Here is a 16,595-nt window from a genome sequence, read left to right as displayed (position 1 = left end):
CAACGGTATCGTACACACTCGGGCATCGGGGATGGCGCCATACTTTCAGGAGGATCGAGGGCATTTAGACGCCCGTATGATGATGGTTGTTCGAGGATGCCTTCGTGGTAGGAAACGGCGCGTGGGGGCGCCGTCATTGGGGTGGGGGATCGATGTCTGACCAATCAACTGAGTCAACCGAGGCCGTCGGTGATCGCCGGTCTCGGGTCACCGTCGTCATACCGGCGTTGAACGAGGCTGCGAACCTCAAAGCGGTGCTGCCGACGCTGCCGCCGGTGCACGAGGTGATCCTCGTGGACGCCGGCTCGGTCGACGGCACGGTGCAGGCGGCCCTTGAGGTGATGCCGGACATCCGGGTGTTCACCCAGGCGCGGCGTGGCAAGGGCAACGCGCTCGCCTGTGGTTTCGCTGCGGCGACCGGAGACATCATCGTGATGTTCGATGCGGACGGTTCGGCCGATCCTGCCGAGATCCCGCGTTTCGTGCGCGCCTTGCTCGACGGCGCCGACTTCGCCAAGGGCAGTCGCTTCATCGAGGGCGGTGGCAGCGAGGACATCACCAGATTCCGACGCGCCGGCAACGCCGGACTGCACCTGCTGGTGAGTGCAGCTTTCGGCCGGCGTTTCACCGACCTGTGTTACGGCTACAACGCGTTCTGGACCAGCCTGGTCCCGCAGTTGCAGTTGCCCGACCCGCACCTGCCCGCCAAGGGCAGCCCGATGCTGTGGGGCGACGGATTCGAGATCGAGACGTTGATCACCTGCCGCATGTTGCAGGCCGGTGTCCGCATCGCCGAGGTCCCGAGCGTCGAGCGGTTGCGGCTGCACGGCGCGAGCAACCTCAACGCGGTCTCTGACGGCATTCGAGTGCTGCGCACCATCGTCGCCGAGCGGATGAGGCAGCCCGCGGTGGCGGTCGTTCCGACCGACCCGACCCCGATGACCGAGCCGGAGCCGGACCCGGCCCGCAGGGCCGCTCCGGTCACCGTCGACCCCGAGACCGAGCTGAGCGCATGAGCATGACGGACGGCGCCGCGCTCGCACCGTCGGTGTCGGTAGTGATCTGCGCCTACACCGAACATCGTTGGGATGACTTGCGATCCGCCGTCGAGTCCGTGCTCGGCCAGACGCATCACCCACTCGAGCTGATCGTCGTCATCGACCACAACGAGGCGCTGCTGGCCCGCAGCAGTCACGCATTCAGCTCCGTCCCGGAGGGCTACATCCGGGTGCTTGCCAACGAGCGTCGGCGTGGCCTGTCCGGCGCCCGGAATACCGCCATCGCGGCCGCGTCCGGGCAGGTCGTGGCGTTTCTCGACGACGACGCCGTGGCGGCGCCGGACTGGCTCGAGTCGCTGCTGGTGCACTACTCCGATCCGAGCGTCATGGGAGTCGGCGGCGTCGCCCAGCCGCAGTGGCCGGACCGTCATACCCGCCCGGTCACCCTGCCGGCCGCGCCTGGCGCGCTCGGCGAGCTCGATTGGGTCGTGGGTTGTTCCTATGCCGGCCTGCCGACGTCGGTGGCCCCGCTGCGCAACCTGATGGGTTGCAACATGTCGATCCGCGCCGCGGCCTTCGAGACCGTCGGCGGCTTCCGGGAGACCATCGGCCGCATCGGCCGCACCCCGCTCGGCGACGAGGAGACCGAGCTGTGCATCAGGGTCCGCCAGCAGCTGCCGGGCTCGGAGTTCATCCACGAGCCGGCCGCCCGGGTCGTGCACCGGATGACGGCGGACCGGCTGACCTGGCGCTACCTACTGCACCGTGGGTATGCCGAAGGTCTCTCGAAGGCAGCGATTTCCAGCATGGTCGGACCGGACGACGCGCTCGCCAGCGAGCGAACGTATGTCGCGTCGGTGCTGCCTCGCGCCGTGCTGCGCGAGCTGCGGCGCTGCAACCGGGCGGGTGCGCTGGGTGCGGCGGCGGTGCTGGCAGTCGGCGCGGTGACCGCGTTCGGCTACGCCCGCGGGCTCGCGCGGGTCCTGCGGTCCGCGACGACGAGTCGTGAGGTTCAGCCGGCCGCGCCGGTGCCGAGAGCGGACCACGCCGAGGCCCCGGCCGAGTTGGCGAAGATCACCGTGCCGTCGGCGGCCCGATAGACCGGGCGCCATCCCGATCGGGTGAAGTGCCCCTCGATCGAGGCGAAGCTGCCGGGCGTCATCTTCCCGTACTGCAGGGCGTTGATGCGCATCGAGCGGGAGATCACGACGAAGTAGGGGCGGTTACGCGCCTGCTGGCCGACGGCGTAGGTGAGGTCGTCGACGGGCGCCGGGTCGCTGCCGTCGGTGCCGGCATACAGGTTCTCGATGCCCCAGGTCTGATCGACCACGAGCGGGCTCCGATCGCGCGGGACGTAGCGCCACGAGACGTTCGCGGGCATGACTCCCGGGACCAGGTAGGCGATATTGCCCCGGACGCCCGCAGCGCGGTCGAGGCGTTTGGCAAGAGCGACCTCGTCGCCGGTGATGATGCCCTGGTACCAGTTGCCCCAGGTGCCCTGCGCGCCCATGGCGGTGACGACGAGCGCGCCGAGGATCGCGAGGAGTGCCCGGCGGCCGGGAAAGCAGAGCAATTTGGTCAGGTATGGCGCAACCAGCACCGCCATGCTCGGCAGCGAGAAGAGGTAGACGCGGAAGATCGCCTCGCCGCCGTAGTTGGTGGCGAGCAGGGCGAACGGCGAGAAGCCGACGACGGCCAGCCCGAGGGCGTCCTTGCGCCGGGTGGCCGATTGCGCCCGCCATACCTGCAGCAGCGCGGCGCCGAAACCCGCGCCCCAGACGAGGGCGGCCAGCAGGTGCACGGTGTTGCTGGTGAGCTGCTGACCCGGGGAGCCGCTCATCGGCACGTTGCCCGCGGAGTTGGCCACGACGTCGGTCGAGATGCCGGTGGAGTTGCGCACCAGCGAGTCGAGGTTGACGCCCAACATCAGGCCGAACATCCCCAGCACGCCGATTGCCGTCCACAGCGGCCGGAGGAAGCCGACGAGGACGAGCGCGAGGGTCGCGCCGACCAGCCAGGTGGCGGTCAGCTGATGGGACCAGGCGATGCCGGTGTAGATCACCAATGCCGACACGCTGGCGGCCTGGGCGAAGCGGTGGTCCCGTGCCACCTGGAGCAGGGTCACCAGGACGATCGCGAGCAGGAACGCTACTGCCTGCGGCGACAGGTAGTCCTGCCCGACCCAGTTGACCGCCTCGACCAGGAATGCGGCGACTAGTGCCTCGGTCGGGGTGCGGCGGAACGCCCGCGCCATGAGGTAGACCGCGACGATCGTCAGCAGGTGGCATACCAGGATGAACCCGTGGGCCAGCGAGAAGCTCGAGAACGCGGCCGAGTCGCTCAGCCACGCGAAGAACGCCAGCGTGCCCGCCCAGTTGGAGTAGACGTCGACATCCCGGGCGAGAGTGCCGGAGTGGCCGAACCAGTCGATGACCCCGAGGTGGGTGTAGGTCCATGGGTATGGCGCCGCGGAGGTTGCGAACAACGTGCCGCCGCGCAGCACCAGCACCGTTGCCACCAGACCGAACCAACCGGCCGCCAGGTGGCCTGCGCGAACGGCGAGCAGGAGGCCGAGGACGGTCGCGCCCAGTGCCACAGCCATGCTCGGTGTGGACACGATCAGGCCGTATGACGAGTAGCTGCTCCGGTCGAGCGACGGCAGTGAGCCAAGCCAGATCAGCAGTCCGACGATGACGAGGGCGACCGGCAAGCGCGTTGGGGAGGCGCGCAACCACTGAAGGGTCGAGCGCCTGGCGCGGGCGTGGATCTGCCGGATCCGCGCCCGGCCCGGCGGACGAAGGAGCGCTGTGTGGGCATCCCCGCGCAGTCCGCGGAGGAGTATCCCGCCGGCGACGCAGACCGCCGACACGATCAGGGTCGTGACACGCGGCTCGTAGGCACCGATCGCGAGCGTGGCCGTGACCGCGAGAGACAGCGTCGAGACGCCGATCGCCGGTATCGCCGGTGCCACGACGAACCGCGGCAACGGGCCGAGACAAGCCACGATCAGGCCTCCTGGTCCGAGCAGCGCCAGCACCAGCAGCAAAACCAACCGCAGCCATCCCGGCAGGACCGGCAGGAGGCTGCCCATGCCGGCCAGCCCCGCCACCGCCGCTCCCAGCGCGTACGAAGCGGGCCGCCCCGACGTCTGCCAGCGGGTGCGGGACGCCGGGCCGGAGTCGGGCACAACCGGACGCACCCGTGCGCGATGGCGCCCGACCGGACGCGGCTCATAGCCCCAGCGCCGGATGATCGCCGGTGGTGCTAACCGGTTACCCAATGGCCGTCTTCACCCCTCGTGCCGATCCGGACCGCCCTCCTGACAGATGTCCAGCATGCCAGGTCGTGGCGGACCCGACCCGTGCAACGTGGCAACCTCACTCCCGCAGCAGCCACGGCGCGAGGTATGACGCAGGCCCGCCGAGGACCGACCGTCGTTCGAGCCGCAGGAGCCGGTCGGTGCCGGGCAGCGGGTCCAGCTGGTCGGGGCCGTCCGGGCCCTCGCCGGTCGCCGGCGCGCCGCCGCGGCCGCGGCGGCGCCGGTTGCGTCCGATGGCGACCAGGCCGGTCAGCAGGTCGCGCGGTGAAAGCGTCAGCTTGGTCAACCAGGCGGCCAGGCCGCGGCCGTAGCCCACCGACTGGGTCTCCAGCGCGCTCAGCGTGTCGCGATGGCGATGCCAGACGAGGGCCGAGGGCTCATACGCGAGCAGGTGCCCGCGCACCACCACCCTGTAGAAGAAGTCGATGTCTTCGCCGCCTCGAGTCGGAGTGCCCGCCCCGAGCCGGACGTCGAACCCGCCCAACTCCTCGAGCACCCGCCGGCTCGTGGTGAAGTTCGCCCCGGTGCCATAGGCGCCCACCTGGAAGGGAAACAGGGGCAGTTCGGGTGGCGGCCGCCGGATGTCGAAGACACGAGGCAGCAGGAATTTGTTCCAGCTGACTCGTCGGTCGAACCACGCCTGGGCGGCGGTCCGAAGCTCGGCCGTCGCGACCGGGCCGGTCACGACCCCGACCTGGGGACCGCCGGCGCCGATCGCGCGCGCGACACCGCGCAGCCAGCCGGGATCGACCACGACGTCGTCATCGGTGAACGCGATCCAGTCGTGACGTGCGCTCGCCACCCCCGCGTTGCGTGCCCGGGAGAGACCGGGAACCGGCTCCGTAGTGACTCTGATCCGTGGATCAGCAATGTTTGCAACGGTGTCCGTCGTTGCGCTCGTGGTGGGCGCGTTATCCACGACAACGATTTCGAAGTCCGGGTAGTCGAGCCCGATCAGAGAGCGCAGCGCCATCCGGAGGTCGTCCGGGCGATCCCGGGTGCACAGCACGACGCTGATCGGCACGGCTCTCGGTGCGTCGGCCGTGACGTCGGCGGGCGGGAGAGCGGCGACGCCGGCGTGCAGCTCGGCCGGGTCCAGGTGTCCGTCGATGAGGGTGGGGGTGAGGTAGCCGCGGATCCGATCGTGCTCGCGAACGAGCAGCCGGACGTGCCGGTAGTCGCCGACGTCGGGCACCTCGAGGGGCGCCCCGGCTGGGGCGGCGGCGAAGTCCCCGACGAGCAGCTCTCCCACCCAGGACGCACCGGCCCAGTCGGGGGGAGCTGTTGTGGGCAGGACCGGTCCTCGGATCGATAGTTCCGGAAGCACCCGGCGAATCCTAGTATGGACAGGTGTCAAGTGCGGTCGCTGTTGTCTTGGTTGCTTTCGACCGGCCGGATCATCTGCGTCGGCTCATCGCCGCGCTCGATCCGCTGCCGGTCTACCTGCACATCGACGCGGGCACTCCGCGCGCGACTTTCGACCGGATGGTCGCCGACCTACCGTCGCGCGTCCGCCTGTTGCCGCGGCTGCGCTCGCGATGGGGGTCGTTCGAGGTGGTCCGAGCCGAGCTCAGCGGATACCGGGCGGCCGCTGCTGAGGTCGACTTCGAGCACGTCGTGATGCTCAGCGGCGCCGACTACCCGTTGACGACGGCCGATCGGTTGCAGCAGTTCCTCGCCGCGGCCCCGGGCAGGTCCTTCCTGGAGTTGCAGCGTCTGCCGCTTCGCCGGTGGGGGATGTTCGCCGGTTACGACCGGTTCGCGCTGTGGCAACGCGCGGTCGACCGGCGGCGGGTCGCCCTTCCACTGCCCTTGCTGAAACCTCGTGGACTCCGGCTGGCCGGCGGGTCCACCTGGAAGATTCTGTCTCGTCGGCATGCCGACCTCGTGCTCGACGCGTTCGCGACGGATCACCGGTTGGCGCGCTACTTCAGCAGGTGCTGGATCCCGGAGGAGGTCGCCATACCGTCGGTGCTGCTCAGCCCGGCACGGGGCGGGGACGCGGACACCGGTGCGTTCGGGCCCACCCCCTGGGTGGTCAACTGGCGCGCCTCCGCGGGCAGTAGTCCGGCGCCGTTCGCCGACCTCGAGGAGATCCTGCAGGTCGCCGAGTCCTATCCGACTCCCGCGTTGTTCGCTCGCAAGTTCGATGACTCGTCGGGGCCGTTGCTGGACCGGATCGACCAGGAATTGCGCGTTTCATGACGGCGGCCGAAACCGGTGAAGGCACCCAGCCCGCGACAGCGTTCAACGGGTTGTTCGGCCGCGGGCTGCTGTATGTCGTCATCTGGTCGCTGCAACTGCTGGTGGCCACGATCGTCTCCCCGGTGCTCGCGCACACCCTGACCATGAGTCAGTTCGGCGCGCTCGCGGCGGCAATCGCCCTGTACCAACTCGTCATCGTGCTATGCGTGTTCGGCATCGATCAGGCACTCGAAGTGCAACGCGTCGAGGACGGCGTCGACGACCACCGGGCGCGCGGCTTGCTCGCAGTGGGCATGGTGCTCGGCTTCGTAGTCACTGGTGTGCTGCTGCTGACGTTGCGCTGGTGGGCGCCGGTCTTCGGCTTCGACGAGGGCCTGTCGCTGGTGCGCGTGACGCTGCTGTGGACCGCACCAGGGACGGCCGTCCTGCTGGTGCTCTCGCTGTTGCAGGCCGAGGATCGCCTGCGCAAGTTCACGGTGGTCAGCCTGATCTCGACGGTCGGCGCGCAACTGCTCGAGCTCGCGCTGCTCTTCGGCGTACGGCGGGACCCGGTGACCTACGCCTGGGGCGGTGTCATCGGGCAGTCCATCGCGTTCGCGATCGGGGTCTGGTGGGCCCGGCCGCGTTTGGCAGGTCTGCGCGCGCACGACGTGACCGTGCGCGCGCTCCGGCTCGGAGCCCCGTTGGTCGTCGCCGGACTGTCCGAATTCATCCTGGCTGCGGGCGACCGGCTGATCGTGCAACGCTGGCTCGGCGCTGAGGCGGTCGCCAGCTACCAGGTCGCCTTCGTGGTCGGCAACGTGGTGACGCTGCTGCTGTTGTTTACCAATCGCGCCTGGCTGCCGCGGCTGATCGGCATCGGGGACGACGCGCAACGCTGGCGCACCATCGCCAGGGCGCGCGACGGGATCTATTGGCTCGTCGGCTGGTCCCTGATCGGGGTGACGGTTGCCGCTCCCGCGCTGCTGCGCGTTTTCGTCCCGGCGAGCTACGACCGGGTGGACATGACCCGGATCGTTTTCATCGTCGGTTTGTGCGCCCTGCCGGTTGCTGCGATCGGTGCGACCTCGCGGATGCTGATTTCAGTCCGTTGGTCGACTCCGATGGCGTGGTCGTCGGCGGTCGCCGTGCTCGTGAAGGTGGCGATGACGATCGGGCTGCTCAGCGTGTTGGGGCTGTCGGGGGCGGCACTCGGCACCCTCGCGGCGCTCGTAGCTCAGGCGGCCTTCCTGCGGGAGGCAGTCGCCCGTCGGCATCCGGTCATTCGGTCGTCGCGCGGCAGTCTCGGGTTCCTGGCCGCGGCGGTGGCGGTGTCCGGAGTGTCGGTGCTCTTGCCGATGACCCCGGCCTGGGACCTGGGCCGCACCGTCTTCGGCGCGTTGTGTCTCGTGCCGTTCACCGGGTCGATCAGGCTGTTGCAGCGTGGCGAGTTGCCGATCAGGCCGGCCGGACGACATCGAGCCAGCGCGCGCCGGGTGAGGTCGAGCGCTTCCGCAGCGGCCACGCCTCCCAGCTCGCGCGGCGTATGACGGCACCGGCCGCCCGTTCCCGCAACGGCACTTCCCAGCCCGCCGCCACCTGGCGGCTGAAGCTGACGTACTCGGCGTACTGATCCTTGGAATGCGCTGCGGAATGGGCGGATTGGCTGGTGCGGAAGGCGGCGAGTTCCTCGTGTTGCCCGAAGAGGTTGCCGCGGCGCAGCAGGCGGACCCACAGGTCCACGTCCATCGGGTGCACCCGTTCGCCGTCAAAGCCGCCGACCGCGTCGTAGTCGGAACGCCGGAACAGCACTCCGCAGGGTTCACCGATGGGATTGATGCCTCCGCGACGCACAATGGCGCGAGCCACGAGCGAGCCGGTCTGCACTCCGGTAAGACCACGTAAACCCATGTGACGCAACAGGACTCGGCTATCGCTATCGACGAGGGCACGACGCGAGGCGACGATCGCGACGTCGGGATGTGCGTCGAGCAGGTCGGCCTGCTGGTTGAGCGAACCCGGTGCGATCAGGTCGTCCGCGCAGACCAGCTTCACGTAGTCGCCCGTCGTGGCTTCGACGGCCTTGCGCCAGTTGGTCGGCAGGTCGACCGTCTCGGGTGCGGTGATCACCTGAAGTCGCGGGTCGTCATACGTCCGCAGCAACTCCGCGGTCCCGTCGGTGCTGGCGTTGTCCCGCACGACGACTTCGAGATCATCCCGATCCTGGGCGAGCACCGCGTTCAGCGTCTCGCCGAGGAAGCGCGCGCCCTGATAGGTCGGTATGCACACCGACACCCTCGCCCCCATATAACGAGGGTAACCAGTGCGGTCGGCGTCGCGCGATGAGGCGCCGGACTCGTTGCAGGACACTGCCTCCCGAGGACGGGCGGTAACTTGCGCAACCACAGAGCTCGTGAAACGCGCAGTCGGTGCCGGCGCGCAGGTGCGTGTGTGCCTCGTGTGGATGGCCGCAGACACACGGTGCTGGCGGCGGCATCCTGGGGTGGTCTCCTCGTGCGGTGGACGTGCGGTGGTCGGCAGCATCATGGCAGACGTCGAAGCTTGGGCCGCACCGCGCCGCGCTAGTTGGCGAAGGAGATCGTCACCCGCCGGTTCTTGGCTCGGCCGCTCGGATTGTCACTACCGTCGGCCTTGGTGTTGGCGGCCACCGGTTGGGTCTCGCCGTTGCTCGACACCTTCAGTTGGATCCCGGGGAGCTTGCCGCGTAGCTCCGCGGCGACGGCGTCGGCGCGACGTTGCCCGAGCTGTTTGTTGAAGTCGGGCGTGCCGACCGAGTCGGTGTTGCCGACCACCGAGACCGTCTTGCTAGCGACGCGCGACTGGATCGTCGCCGCGGTCTGGTCGACCACTTGCTTTCCGGCGGGCGTCAGCGTGGAGCTGCCGAAGTCGAACAGCACGTCGGCGAACAGGTCGATGGTCGAGGTGTTCCCGACGCTGCAGACCACGAAACGACCGGCCAATTTGCCGCCCTTGGGCGCGGTGCCGACAACGGTCTTCTTGCCGTACTCGTCGAGATAGAACGCGCCGCTCTTGGTGGCGGCGGCCTTGCGGCCGTCGGAGCCGACGAACTGCAGTCCCGCCTTGTTGGCACAGGTCACCGAACCATCCGGGAGGACAGCGATCACGCCACTGCCGTCGGCGACCACCCCGGCACCTCGGACATCGACCGATGACGGCTTGCCGTCGGCGCTCACCCAGGTCGCCCGACTGGCCGACAGGGTGAGCGTGCCCTTGTCGGTGCGCAGCTTGGTGTTGCGAATGTCGCCGATCGTTCCGCCGGCGTCGAAGCTGTAGCGGACGCCGTTGTTGTAGACGAAGGTGACCGTGTTGCCCTCGGCGTACCACCCGCCGGCATCGGTCAGGGCACCGTTCTTCTCCGGGCCAGGTCGAGAGCTCTGAGAGCCCGAACCACTAGCTGACGCAGCCGATTTCGCGGCCGCAGGAGCGCTCGAGCCCGCCGGGCCACCGGTGGTCACCGATGCAGCTTCCTGCTCCTGGTTGCATGCCGTGAGCAGTGTCGCCGCCGCGACGACGGCGATCGCCGCAGATGTCGTCCTGGTCCGCTTCATGGTCCCGGTCCCCTTCCGGCCGAACGTTGCCGGTCAGTATGACGCGCCTGCTCGCGCATCGGCTCCGGTCTAACCTGGCGGACATGCCACGCCGTATCGCGACTGCCGACCGCGTCGATCGCGACGCCCTTCTCGACTTCATCCGCCCACGCCACCGAGCGACGCTGGTGACGCACAAACGGAACGGCTCACCGCAGCTGTCTCTGGTCACCTGCGGCCTCGGGTCGGACGGCCGGGTGCTGATCTCGACCTACCCGCAGCGGGCCAAGGTTGCCAACATCCGGCGCAACGCGAGTGTCTCGCTGCTGATCCAGTCCGACGACTGGGATGACGCCTACGTGCAACTCGATGGCGAGGCGGAGGTCATCGATCTGCCCGAGTCGGTGGAGCCACTCGTCGACTACTTCCGCAACATCTCCGGTGAACACCCCGATTGGGCGGAGTACCGCGAGGCGATGCGCACGCAGGGCAAGTCGGTGATCGCGGTGACGATCACCGACTGGGGGCCGGTCGCGACCGGTGGATTCCCGCCCGAGCACGCCTGATCGCGGGTTACCGGCGGGTTCGCCACATCGCAGGGAATGTGCAGGCCGCGGCCCTACACTTGTTCGTATGCTCCCTTCCGACATGCAGCGGCCAGTGCGCGTCGCCCTACGCAACGATTACGAACTCGTGGTCGTCGGGCTCGCTGAACTCCTGGCGCCGCACGCCGACCGCGTCGAGGTCGTGGAGGCCATGGCCACCGTCGACGGAGATCTGCCCGTCGACGTCACGCTCTACGACACGTTCTCCCAGACCCAGGTGGACGGTAGTGACATCGACGAGCTGCTGTCCGACTCGGCAAGCGGCAAGGTCGTCATCTACACCTGGAACACCGACCCCAGACTGATCGACATCGCGACCCAGAAGGGGGTGCACGGTTACCTGCCGAAGAGTCTCAACGGCAAGCAGCTGGCCGACGCACTGGTCGACGTGATGCGCGGTCAGGTGGTGGTGATGACCAACAATCCCCGCGTGCCGCTCAACGACGAGCAGGACCAGATGGAGCGCCACGGCTCCTGGCCCGGGAAGGTCTACGGCTTGACTGCCCGCGAGGCCGAGGTGATCGCCCTGATCACGCAGGGTCTGCGCAACCAGGAGATCGCCGACCGTGCTGCGATCTCGATCAATTCGGTGAAGACCCACATTCGCGCGGCCTACCGCAAGATGGGCGTCAAGTCGCGCTCGCAGGCAGTGCTGTGGGGCGTGGAGCACGGCATGTTGCCGGACGCGGTGCGGTTGTCGAAGCCGGCGCTGCAAGGGCCCTGAACACCTCCGGTGCGCAACCGACCGCAGCGTCGCCACGGTCCTGCGGTCCTCCCGCGCAAACCGTGAGGTCGGCCGGTCAGGTGTGCGTCCAGCTCCTGACCGATTCACAGATCAATTCGGATGGCCCGGCGGCGGCATTGGTCGTGGAATAGCCGAGCACGATGTAGTGCGCATCGGTTTGCACCTGATCGAGCACCGATCCGGCCAGCCGTCCGTCGTAGTAGAAGTCGATCCGGTCCGGCTCCCAGTGGGCTGCGAAGGTGTGCCAGCCGGTGTAGGTGCCCGGAACGTTGTGTCCCGGGTTGAGAGTGGGTCGACCGGGCTGTGTACCCCAGTGATAGTGCCACGCGGCGTAGCCGCGGAGGCCTTCGACGATGTCGATCTCGCCGAACTGCGGCCAGACCCTGCCCGGGCGGTCATAACCGTTGAGCCAGAAGCCTGGCCAGTCGGTGATCTTCCCGCCGGTGCCGGGCAGGTGCAGCCGCGCCTCGATCCAGGTCCGGGGATGGACGTCGTGACGGTACATGCTGGTGATCACCGCACCGGCGCGCGGATAGTTGGTGCCCGAGCCGTCCAGTCTGAGGACGCGGGTGGGGGTGGCGGTGAGGCGGAAGTGCGCACCGGACTTGTCCAGCACGATGTTGCGCGGATGGTATGCCGCCTGTTCTCCCTGGTTGATCGGCCCCGAGACCGCTCCTGCAGACGCCGGGAACCAGCCCTGTCCCCACAGTTTCGGATCGAGCGCGGACATCGTGGTGAAGGGGCTGTTCAGCGCCGGGCGCCAACCGAATCGTCGGCGCACAGCCGCCGGCATGCTCGATGCAGTGGCCGGTGTCGCCGAGTAGCCCTGCGAGCGCTGATCTGCGAGAAGGAGGGCCGCACCGGTGACGGGGATGCTGGCGAGGACGGCGCGGCGGGAAGGACGGGGGAGGTGGTCGGTAATTCTCATGGTCCGACGCTACGCGCCAACTGGACGACTGTCAGGCTTTAGCACGCATCGAGTGAAGCCCACGCCACGTGATCGGGGCGAGGCTTCGCCCAGCGGCTCAGCCTCGCCCCGATCGTGGTCTGCGTGTGGCGTGCGTCAGTGCATCATCATCGGCGCGGACTCCTCGCCGGCCGGCGACTCCGGCAGCGGCTTACGCGGTAGGAAGAACGCCGGGATGATCGTCAGCAGACAGAGGATCGCCGCCACCCAGAAGGTGGTGCTGAACGCGCCCGCCATGTCGGAGGCGACCTGCGCCATGAACGACTTCTGACCGCCGGCCTGGGCAACGACCTGCATCTGCTCCGCGGTGGGCGGGAGTGGCGGCTTGTGCTGCTGCCGCTCCATGATCGCCTGCCCCGTCTGCACCAGGTCGGACGACTTCAGGCGGTCGGTGAGCACGGTCGACATGATCGCGACGCCGACCGATGAACCGATCTGCTGAATGATGTTGATCAGCGTCGAACCGCGCGCTACCTCGTGATGGGTCAACGTCTTCAGCGCCGACGTCATGATCGGCATCATCGTGCCGCCCATGCCGAGGCCCATGATGAACAGCACCGGGATGATGTAACCCCAGTAGCTGGTGTCCGGGCCGATCTGGGTCAGGCCGAACATGCCGGCGATGATCAGCACCAGCCCGAACGGCACGATGCGACCGACCGGGAACTTGTCGACCAGAGCGCCCGCGATCGGCATGGTCAGCATGGCGCCGATGCCCTGCGGGGCGACCAGCAGGCCCGCGTCGAGCGTCGACTCACCGCGCACCTGCTGGAAGTAAGTCGGCACCAGCAGCAGGCCACCGAAGAACGCGGCGACGAACAGGAACATGGTGATCGTCGAGACCGAGAGCAGCCGGTTCTTGAACAGCCGCAGGTCCAGCAGCGGGTGCTCCGGCCGGAACGCGTGGAAGATGAACGCGACGATCAAGATGATGCCGAGAATCCCGGTGATCAGCACCTTCGCCGAGCCGATGCCGTCGGTCGGGATCGACGAGACTCCGAAGAGGAACAGCGCCAGTCCTGGCGACATCATCGCCATACCGAGGAAGTCGAACGACTCCGACGGCACCGGCTTGTCGTCCTCCAGGGCGAAGTAGGCGTACACCAGCGCGATGAGGCCGATCGGCAGGTTGATCAGGAAGATCCAGTGCCAGCTGGCGTGCTCGATGAGGTAGCCGCCGAGGATCGGGCCGAGGATGGGGCCGAGCAGCATCGGCACGCCGAGGATCGCCATCAGCCGGCCCATCCGCTTCGGGCCGGCTGCGTGGGTGAGGATCGTCATACCGAGCGGCATGAGCATGCCACCGCCGAGGCCCTGCAACACCCGGAAGCCGATCAGCATGTTGATCGAGTTGGCCGCCGCACACAACGCCGAACCGGCGGTGAACAGCAGGATCGCGAGCATGTAGAGGCGCTTCGGGCCGAACCGGTCGGCGGCCCAGCCGGTGAGCGGGATAACGGTCGCCAAGGCGAGGGTGTATGCCGTGACGGTCCAGGCAACGGTCGAGTAGGCGACCGGTGAACCGCCGTCGGAGAAGACATTCTGAAAGGTCGGCAGTGCGACGTTGACGACGGTGATGTCGAGGATCGACATGATCGCCCCGAGCACGACGACGCCGGCGATCTTGAGGACCGCCCCGTCGATCTCCTCGGGGTAAGTGGGTGCGGCCTGAGACACGCGGCCCCTCCTTAAGGGTGAACTTGTGCAGCACCTGAGCGTATCGCCGCGCGCGGACAAGGCTCCACCGCGTTTCCCGGACAGCGGACAGTCCGCGTCCGCAGGTGTTCAGCGCAGCAGGGCGTCGATCCGGTCGACGGTGGTCGCGGTGGCCGCGGCGTTGCCGTCGGGCAGGTCGGTGTCGGTGAACAGGTGCCCCTTGCCCGGGGTGACGAAGTCCTCGAAGCTCGCGCCGGACCCGCGCACCGCCTCGCCGAGCGCGACCAGGTCGGACTCGGTGACGAACGGGTCCTCGGCATAGCGGTGCACCTGCACCGGCTGGCCGGACCACTGGTCGTTGCGGGGTGCGGCGACCGAGTGCATCAGGATCACCGCTCGCGCGTCCGGCCGGTCCGCGGCGAGCCGCTGCGCGAAGGCGGCGCCGAGCGAAAACCCTGCCAGCACAGCGTCGTCCGGTAGCTCGTCGACGACCGGGCGCACTCGCTTGAGCAGCTGCGCCGGGCCGATGTCGTCGCGGTGCGACAGGCCGGCGTTGGTGTCGTCGAAGACGTTGCCGGCGTAGTAGTCGGGGCTGACCACGTCATACCCGCGCTCACGCAGCTGATCGGCGAAACGGGTCACCGCGGGCCGCAGGCCGAGCGCGGAGTGGAGCAACAGGATGGTCGTCATACCTTCACCTCTTGTGCGGCGGTCTCGTCCTTGGCGGGTGGCAGGGTCTTCAGGATGACGGCGAGCACGCCGCCGAGCACCATCGCGATGCCGACTGCCCACAGGCCCGGCTTCTGGGAGCCGGTGCCGTCCTTGAGCCAGCCGGTGATGTATGGCGCGAGGAACCCGGCCGAGTTACCGACCGAGTTGATCAGTGCGATCCCGCTCGCGGCGGCCGCGCCCGAGAGGAAGTTGGTCGGCAGCGCCCAGAAGGTCGGTAGCGCGCTCATGATGCCGATCGCGCACACCGAGACCGCGACCATCGCCGCGAACGGGCTGCCCAGATAGAGCGCGACCGGGATGGCGATGCCGCCGACGATGCTGGGCAGCGCGACGTGCCAGACGCGTTCGCGGGTGCGGTCGCCGTGCAGCGCCCAGGGGATCATCGCGATCGCGCCGATCACGTAGGGGATGGCGTTGATCAGCCCGCGCTGCATGATCGAGTAGTCGGCGCCGTACTGCTGCGCGAACCCGGCGATGATCGTCGGCAGGAAGAACCCGAGCGCATAGAGACCGTAGACGACCCCGAAGTAGACGAATGCCAGCGCCCACACCCGGGGCCGGGTGAGGGACTCCAGGATCGTCACCTTGTATGCCGTCTCGCGCGTGCGCTGCTCGGCGTCGAGCGTGCGCTGCAGCGCGTCCCGCTCGGCGGGGGCCAGCCACCTGGCCGCCTCAGGCCGATCGGTGAGGAAGAACCAGGTGACGACGCCGAGCAGCACCGCCGGCACCCCCTCGGCCAGGAACATCACCCGCCACCCGTCGAGCCCGAACCAGCCGTGGCCGTGCTCGATGAGCAGCGACGACAGCGGTGACCCGATGGCCGTCGACAGCGGTACGGCGACCATGAAAAGCGCTGTCATCCTTGCGCGTTCGCGCTGCGGAAACCAGAACGTCAGATAGAGGATGATGCCTGGGAAGAACCCAGCCTCGGCGACGCCGAGCAGGAAGCGCAGCAGATAGAGCGTGCCGGCGTTGGGCACGAAGGTCACGAGCGAGGCGATGATGCCCCAGGTGACCAGGATGCGGGCGATCCACCGGCGCGCACCGAAGCGGTGCAGCGCCATGTTGCTCGGCACCTCCAGCAGCAGGTAGCCGAGGAAGAAGATGCCGGACGCGAAGCCGAACATCGGGCCGCTCAGCCGGAGCGCGTCGTTCATCCCGCCCGGGCCGGCGAAGGCGATGTTGGTGCGGTCCAGGTAGTTGACGAAGTAGAGCAGCGCCACGAACGGCACGAGCCGGCGCACCGACTTGCGCACCGCGCTGCGCACCAGCGGATCCGTGGCCGCATCCACCTCGACGCCCGGGGTCTTCGACAAGTCCGGCCCGGCGCCGCTGCGTTGCGTCATACGGCCAAGCTAACGGGGATAGGAGTAGAACTGGTGCCGTGATCGAAACAGAGATCTGGCACGTCCGGGACGGTGAGTTGGTCGGCGATCGGCCGGAATCATGGATTTACATTTGGCGGTTGTCGGAGGGCTCCGACCCGAGCGCCGACGTGCTCTTCGTCGGCGTCACGAACACAGCGCCGGCGTTGCGCAGCTGGCTGCAGTTGAACTCCTCCGACAAGGAGCTCGGCCGGGTGGGCAAGCGGTTTGCGCGGATCTCGACCGAGCCGGTCGACATCTACGCCTATCGAGTGCCGCCGGAGCTGGATCGGCCGCACGTGAAACATGCTCTGCTGCATGCGCTTTCGGACGCCGGCCGGATCGCGCCGGAGTATGTCGGCTTCCCGATCGAGGGGGTGCTGCACCCCGACGAGGCCGTCGAGGCCTACGTGGGGGAGGTGATGGGGCAGCTGTATCCCACCGGCTGAGTCTGCC

15 protein-coding genes are annotated in these 16,595 nt (G+C 68.4%); 7 read left to right on the top strand and 8 right to left on the bottom strand.

Features of this window, described 5'->3' with window-relative positions:
• Positions 1-152: 152 nt before the first annotated feature.
• The gene (locus N2M23_RS00210; RefSeq protein ID WP_265442451.1) at positions 153-1,016 is read left to right on the top strand and encodes a glycosyltransferase family 2 protein; all 864 of its coding nucleotides are present in this window, start codon (positions 153-155) and stop codon (positions 1,014-1,016) included.
• Entirely contained in the window at positions 1,013-2,098 is a 1,086-nt protein-coding gene (locus N2M23_RS00205; protein WP_265442450.1) for a glycosyltransferase family 2 protein, read from the top strand. The genes N2M23_RS00210 and N2M23_RS00205 overlap by 4 nt, the downstream gene beginning before the upstream one ends.
• Here the strand turns inward: N2M23_RS00205 and N2M23_RS00200 are convergent.
• Positions 2,011-4,185, bottom strand: a complete 2,175-nt coding sequence (locus N2M23_RS00200) for a hypothetical protein (RefSeq protein WP_265442449.1) — start codon at positions 4,183-4,185, stop codon at positions 2,011-2,013. The two genes, N2M23_RS00205 and N2M23_RS00200, sit on opposite strands and share 88 nt — an antisense overlap.
• Before the next feature lie 190 nt (positions 4,186-4,375).
• Positions 4,376-5,644: a glycosyltransferase family 2 protein gene (locus N2M23_RS00195; RefSeq protein WP_265442448.1), complete on the bottom strand. Its 1,269-nt coding sequence runs from the start codon at positions 5,642-5,644 to the stop codon at positions 4,376-4,378.
• Positions 5,645-5,667: 23 nt separating this feature from the next.
• On the opposite strand from N2M23_RS00195, the gene N2M23_RS00190 reads away from it, so the two are divergent.
• Complete coding sequence (locus N2M23_RS00190) at positions 5,668-6,522, top strand: beta-1,6-N-acetylglucosaminyltransferase (protein WP_265442447.1); 855 nt, start codon at positions 5,668-5,670, stop codon at positions 6,520-6,522.
• Entirely contained in the window at positions 6,519-8,051 is a 1,533-nt protein-coding gene (locus N2M23_RS00185) for a lipopolysaccharide biosynthesis protein (RefSeq protein WP_265442446.1), read from the top strand. Before N2M23_RS00190 ends, N2M23_RS00185 begins: the two co-directional genes overlap by 4 nt.
• Here N2M23_RS00185 and N2M23_RS00180 read toward each other — a convergent pair.
• Positions 7,960-8,808 carry a glycosyltransferase family 2 protein gene (locus tag N2M23_RS00180; RefSeq protein ID WP_265442445.1) on the bottom strand — a complete coding sequence of 283 codons (849 nt, stop codon included), beginning with the start codon at positions 8,806-8,808 and terminating at the stop codon, positions 7,960-7,962. The genes N2M23_RS00185 and N2M23_RS00180 overlap by 92 nt on opposite strands.
• 275 nt (positions 8,809-9,083) lie before the next feature.
• Positions 9,084-10,091 carry an OmpA family protein gene (locus N2M23_RS00175; protein ID WP_265442444.1) on the bottom strand — a complete coding sequence of 336 codons (1,008 nt, stop codon included), beginning with the start codon at positions 10,089-10,091 and terminating at the stop codon, positions 9,084-9,086.
• Positions 10,092-10,174: 83 nt separating this feature from the next.
• Between N2M23_RS00175 and N2M23_RS00170 the strand changes: the two genes are divergently transcribed.
• The gene (locus N2M23_RS00170) at positions 10,175-10,636 is read left to right on the top strand and encodes a PPOX class F420-dependent oxidoreductase (protein ID WP_265442443.1); all 462 of its coding nucleotides are present in this window, start codon (positions 10,175-10,177) and stop codon (positions 10,634-10,636) included.
• Positions 10,637-10,703: 67 nt separating this feature from the next.
• Positions 10,704-11,399: a response regulator transcription factor gene (locus N2M23_RS00165; protein WP_265442442.1), complete on the top strand. Its 696-nt coding sequence runs from the start codon at positions 10,704-10,706 to the stop codon at positions 11,397-11,399.
• A gap of 76 nt (positions 11,400-11,475) precedes the next feature.
• Here the strand turns inward: N2M23_RS00165 and N2M23_RS00160 are convergent, their stop codons facing one another.
• The 4 genes from N2M23_RS00160 to N2M23_RS00145 form a co-directional block, all read right to left on the bottom strand.
• Entirely contained in the window at positions 11,476-12,348 is an 873-nt protein-coding gene (locus tag N2M23_RS00160) for a glycoside hydrolase family 16 protein (RefSeq protein WP_265442441.1), read from the bottom strand.
• 135 nt (positions 12,349-12,483) lie between these two features.
• A complete protein-coding gene (locus N2M23_RS00155; protein ID WP_265442440.1) occupies positions 12,484-14,064 on the bottom strand; it encodes a DHA2 family efflux MFS transporter permease subunit in 1,581 nt (526 codons plus the stop codon).
• Positions 14,065-14,172: 108 nt separating this feature from the next.
• Positions 14,173-14,733: a dienelactone hydrolase family protein gene (locus N2M23_RS00150; RefSeq protein WP_265442439.1), complete on the bottom strand. Its 561-nt coding sequence runs from the start codon at positions 14,731-14,733 to the stop codon at positions 14,173-14,175.
• Positions 14,730-16,121, bottom strand: a complete 1,392-nt coding sequence (locus tag N2M23_RS00145; RefSeq protein WP_265442438.1) for an MFS transporter — start codon at positions 16,119-16,121, stop codon at positions 14,730-14,732. The genes N2M23_RS00150 and N2M23_RS00145 overlap by 4 nt, the downstream gene beginning before the upstream one ends.
• A 119-nt stretch (positions 16,122-16,240) precedes the next feature.
• Between N2M23_RS00145 and N2M23_RS00140 the strand changes: the two genes are divergently transcribed.
• A complete protein-coding gene (locus tag N2M23_RS00140) occupies positions 16,241-16,588 on the top strand; it encodes a hypothetical protein (protein ID WP_265442437.1) in 348 nt (115 codons plus the stop codon).
• Positions 16,589-16,595 lie beyond the last annotated feature (7 nt).

Origin of the sequence: Flexivirga meconopsidis (assembly GCF_026162425.1) — a bacterium.
Classification (GTDB): domain Bacteria; phylum Actinomycetota; class Actinomycetes; order Actinomycetales; family Dermatophilaceae; genus Flexivirga; species Flexivirga meconopsidis.
Note: the sequence above shows the minus strand (reverse complement) of the source record. Positions and strands in the feature narration are given on the sequence as shown.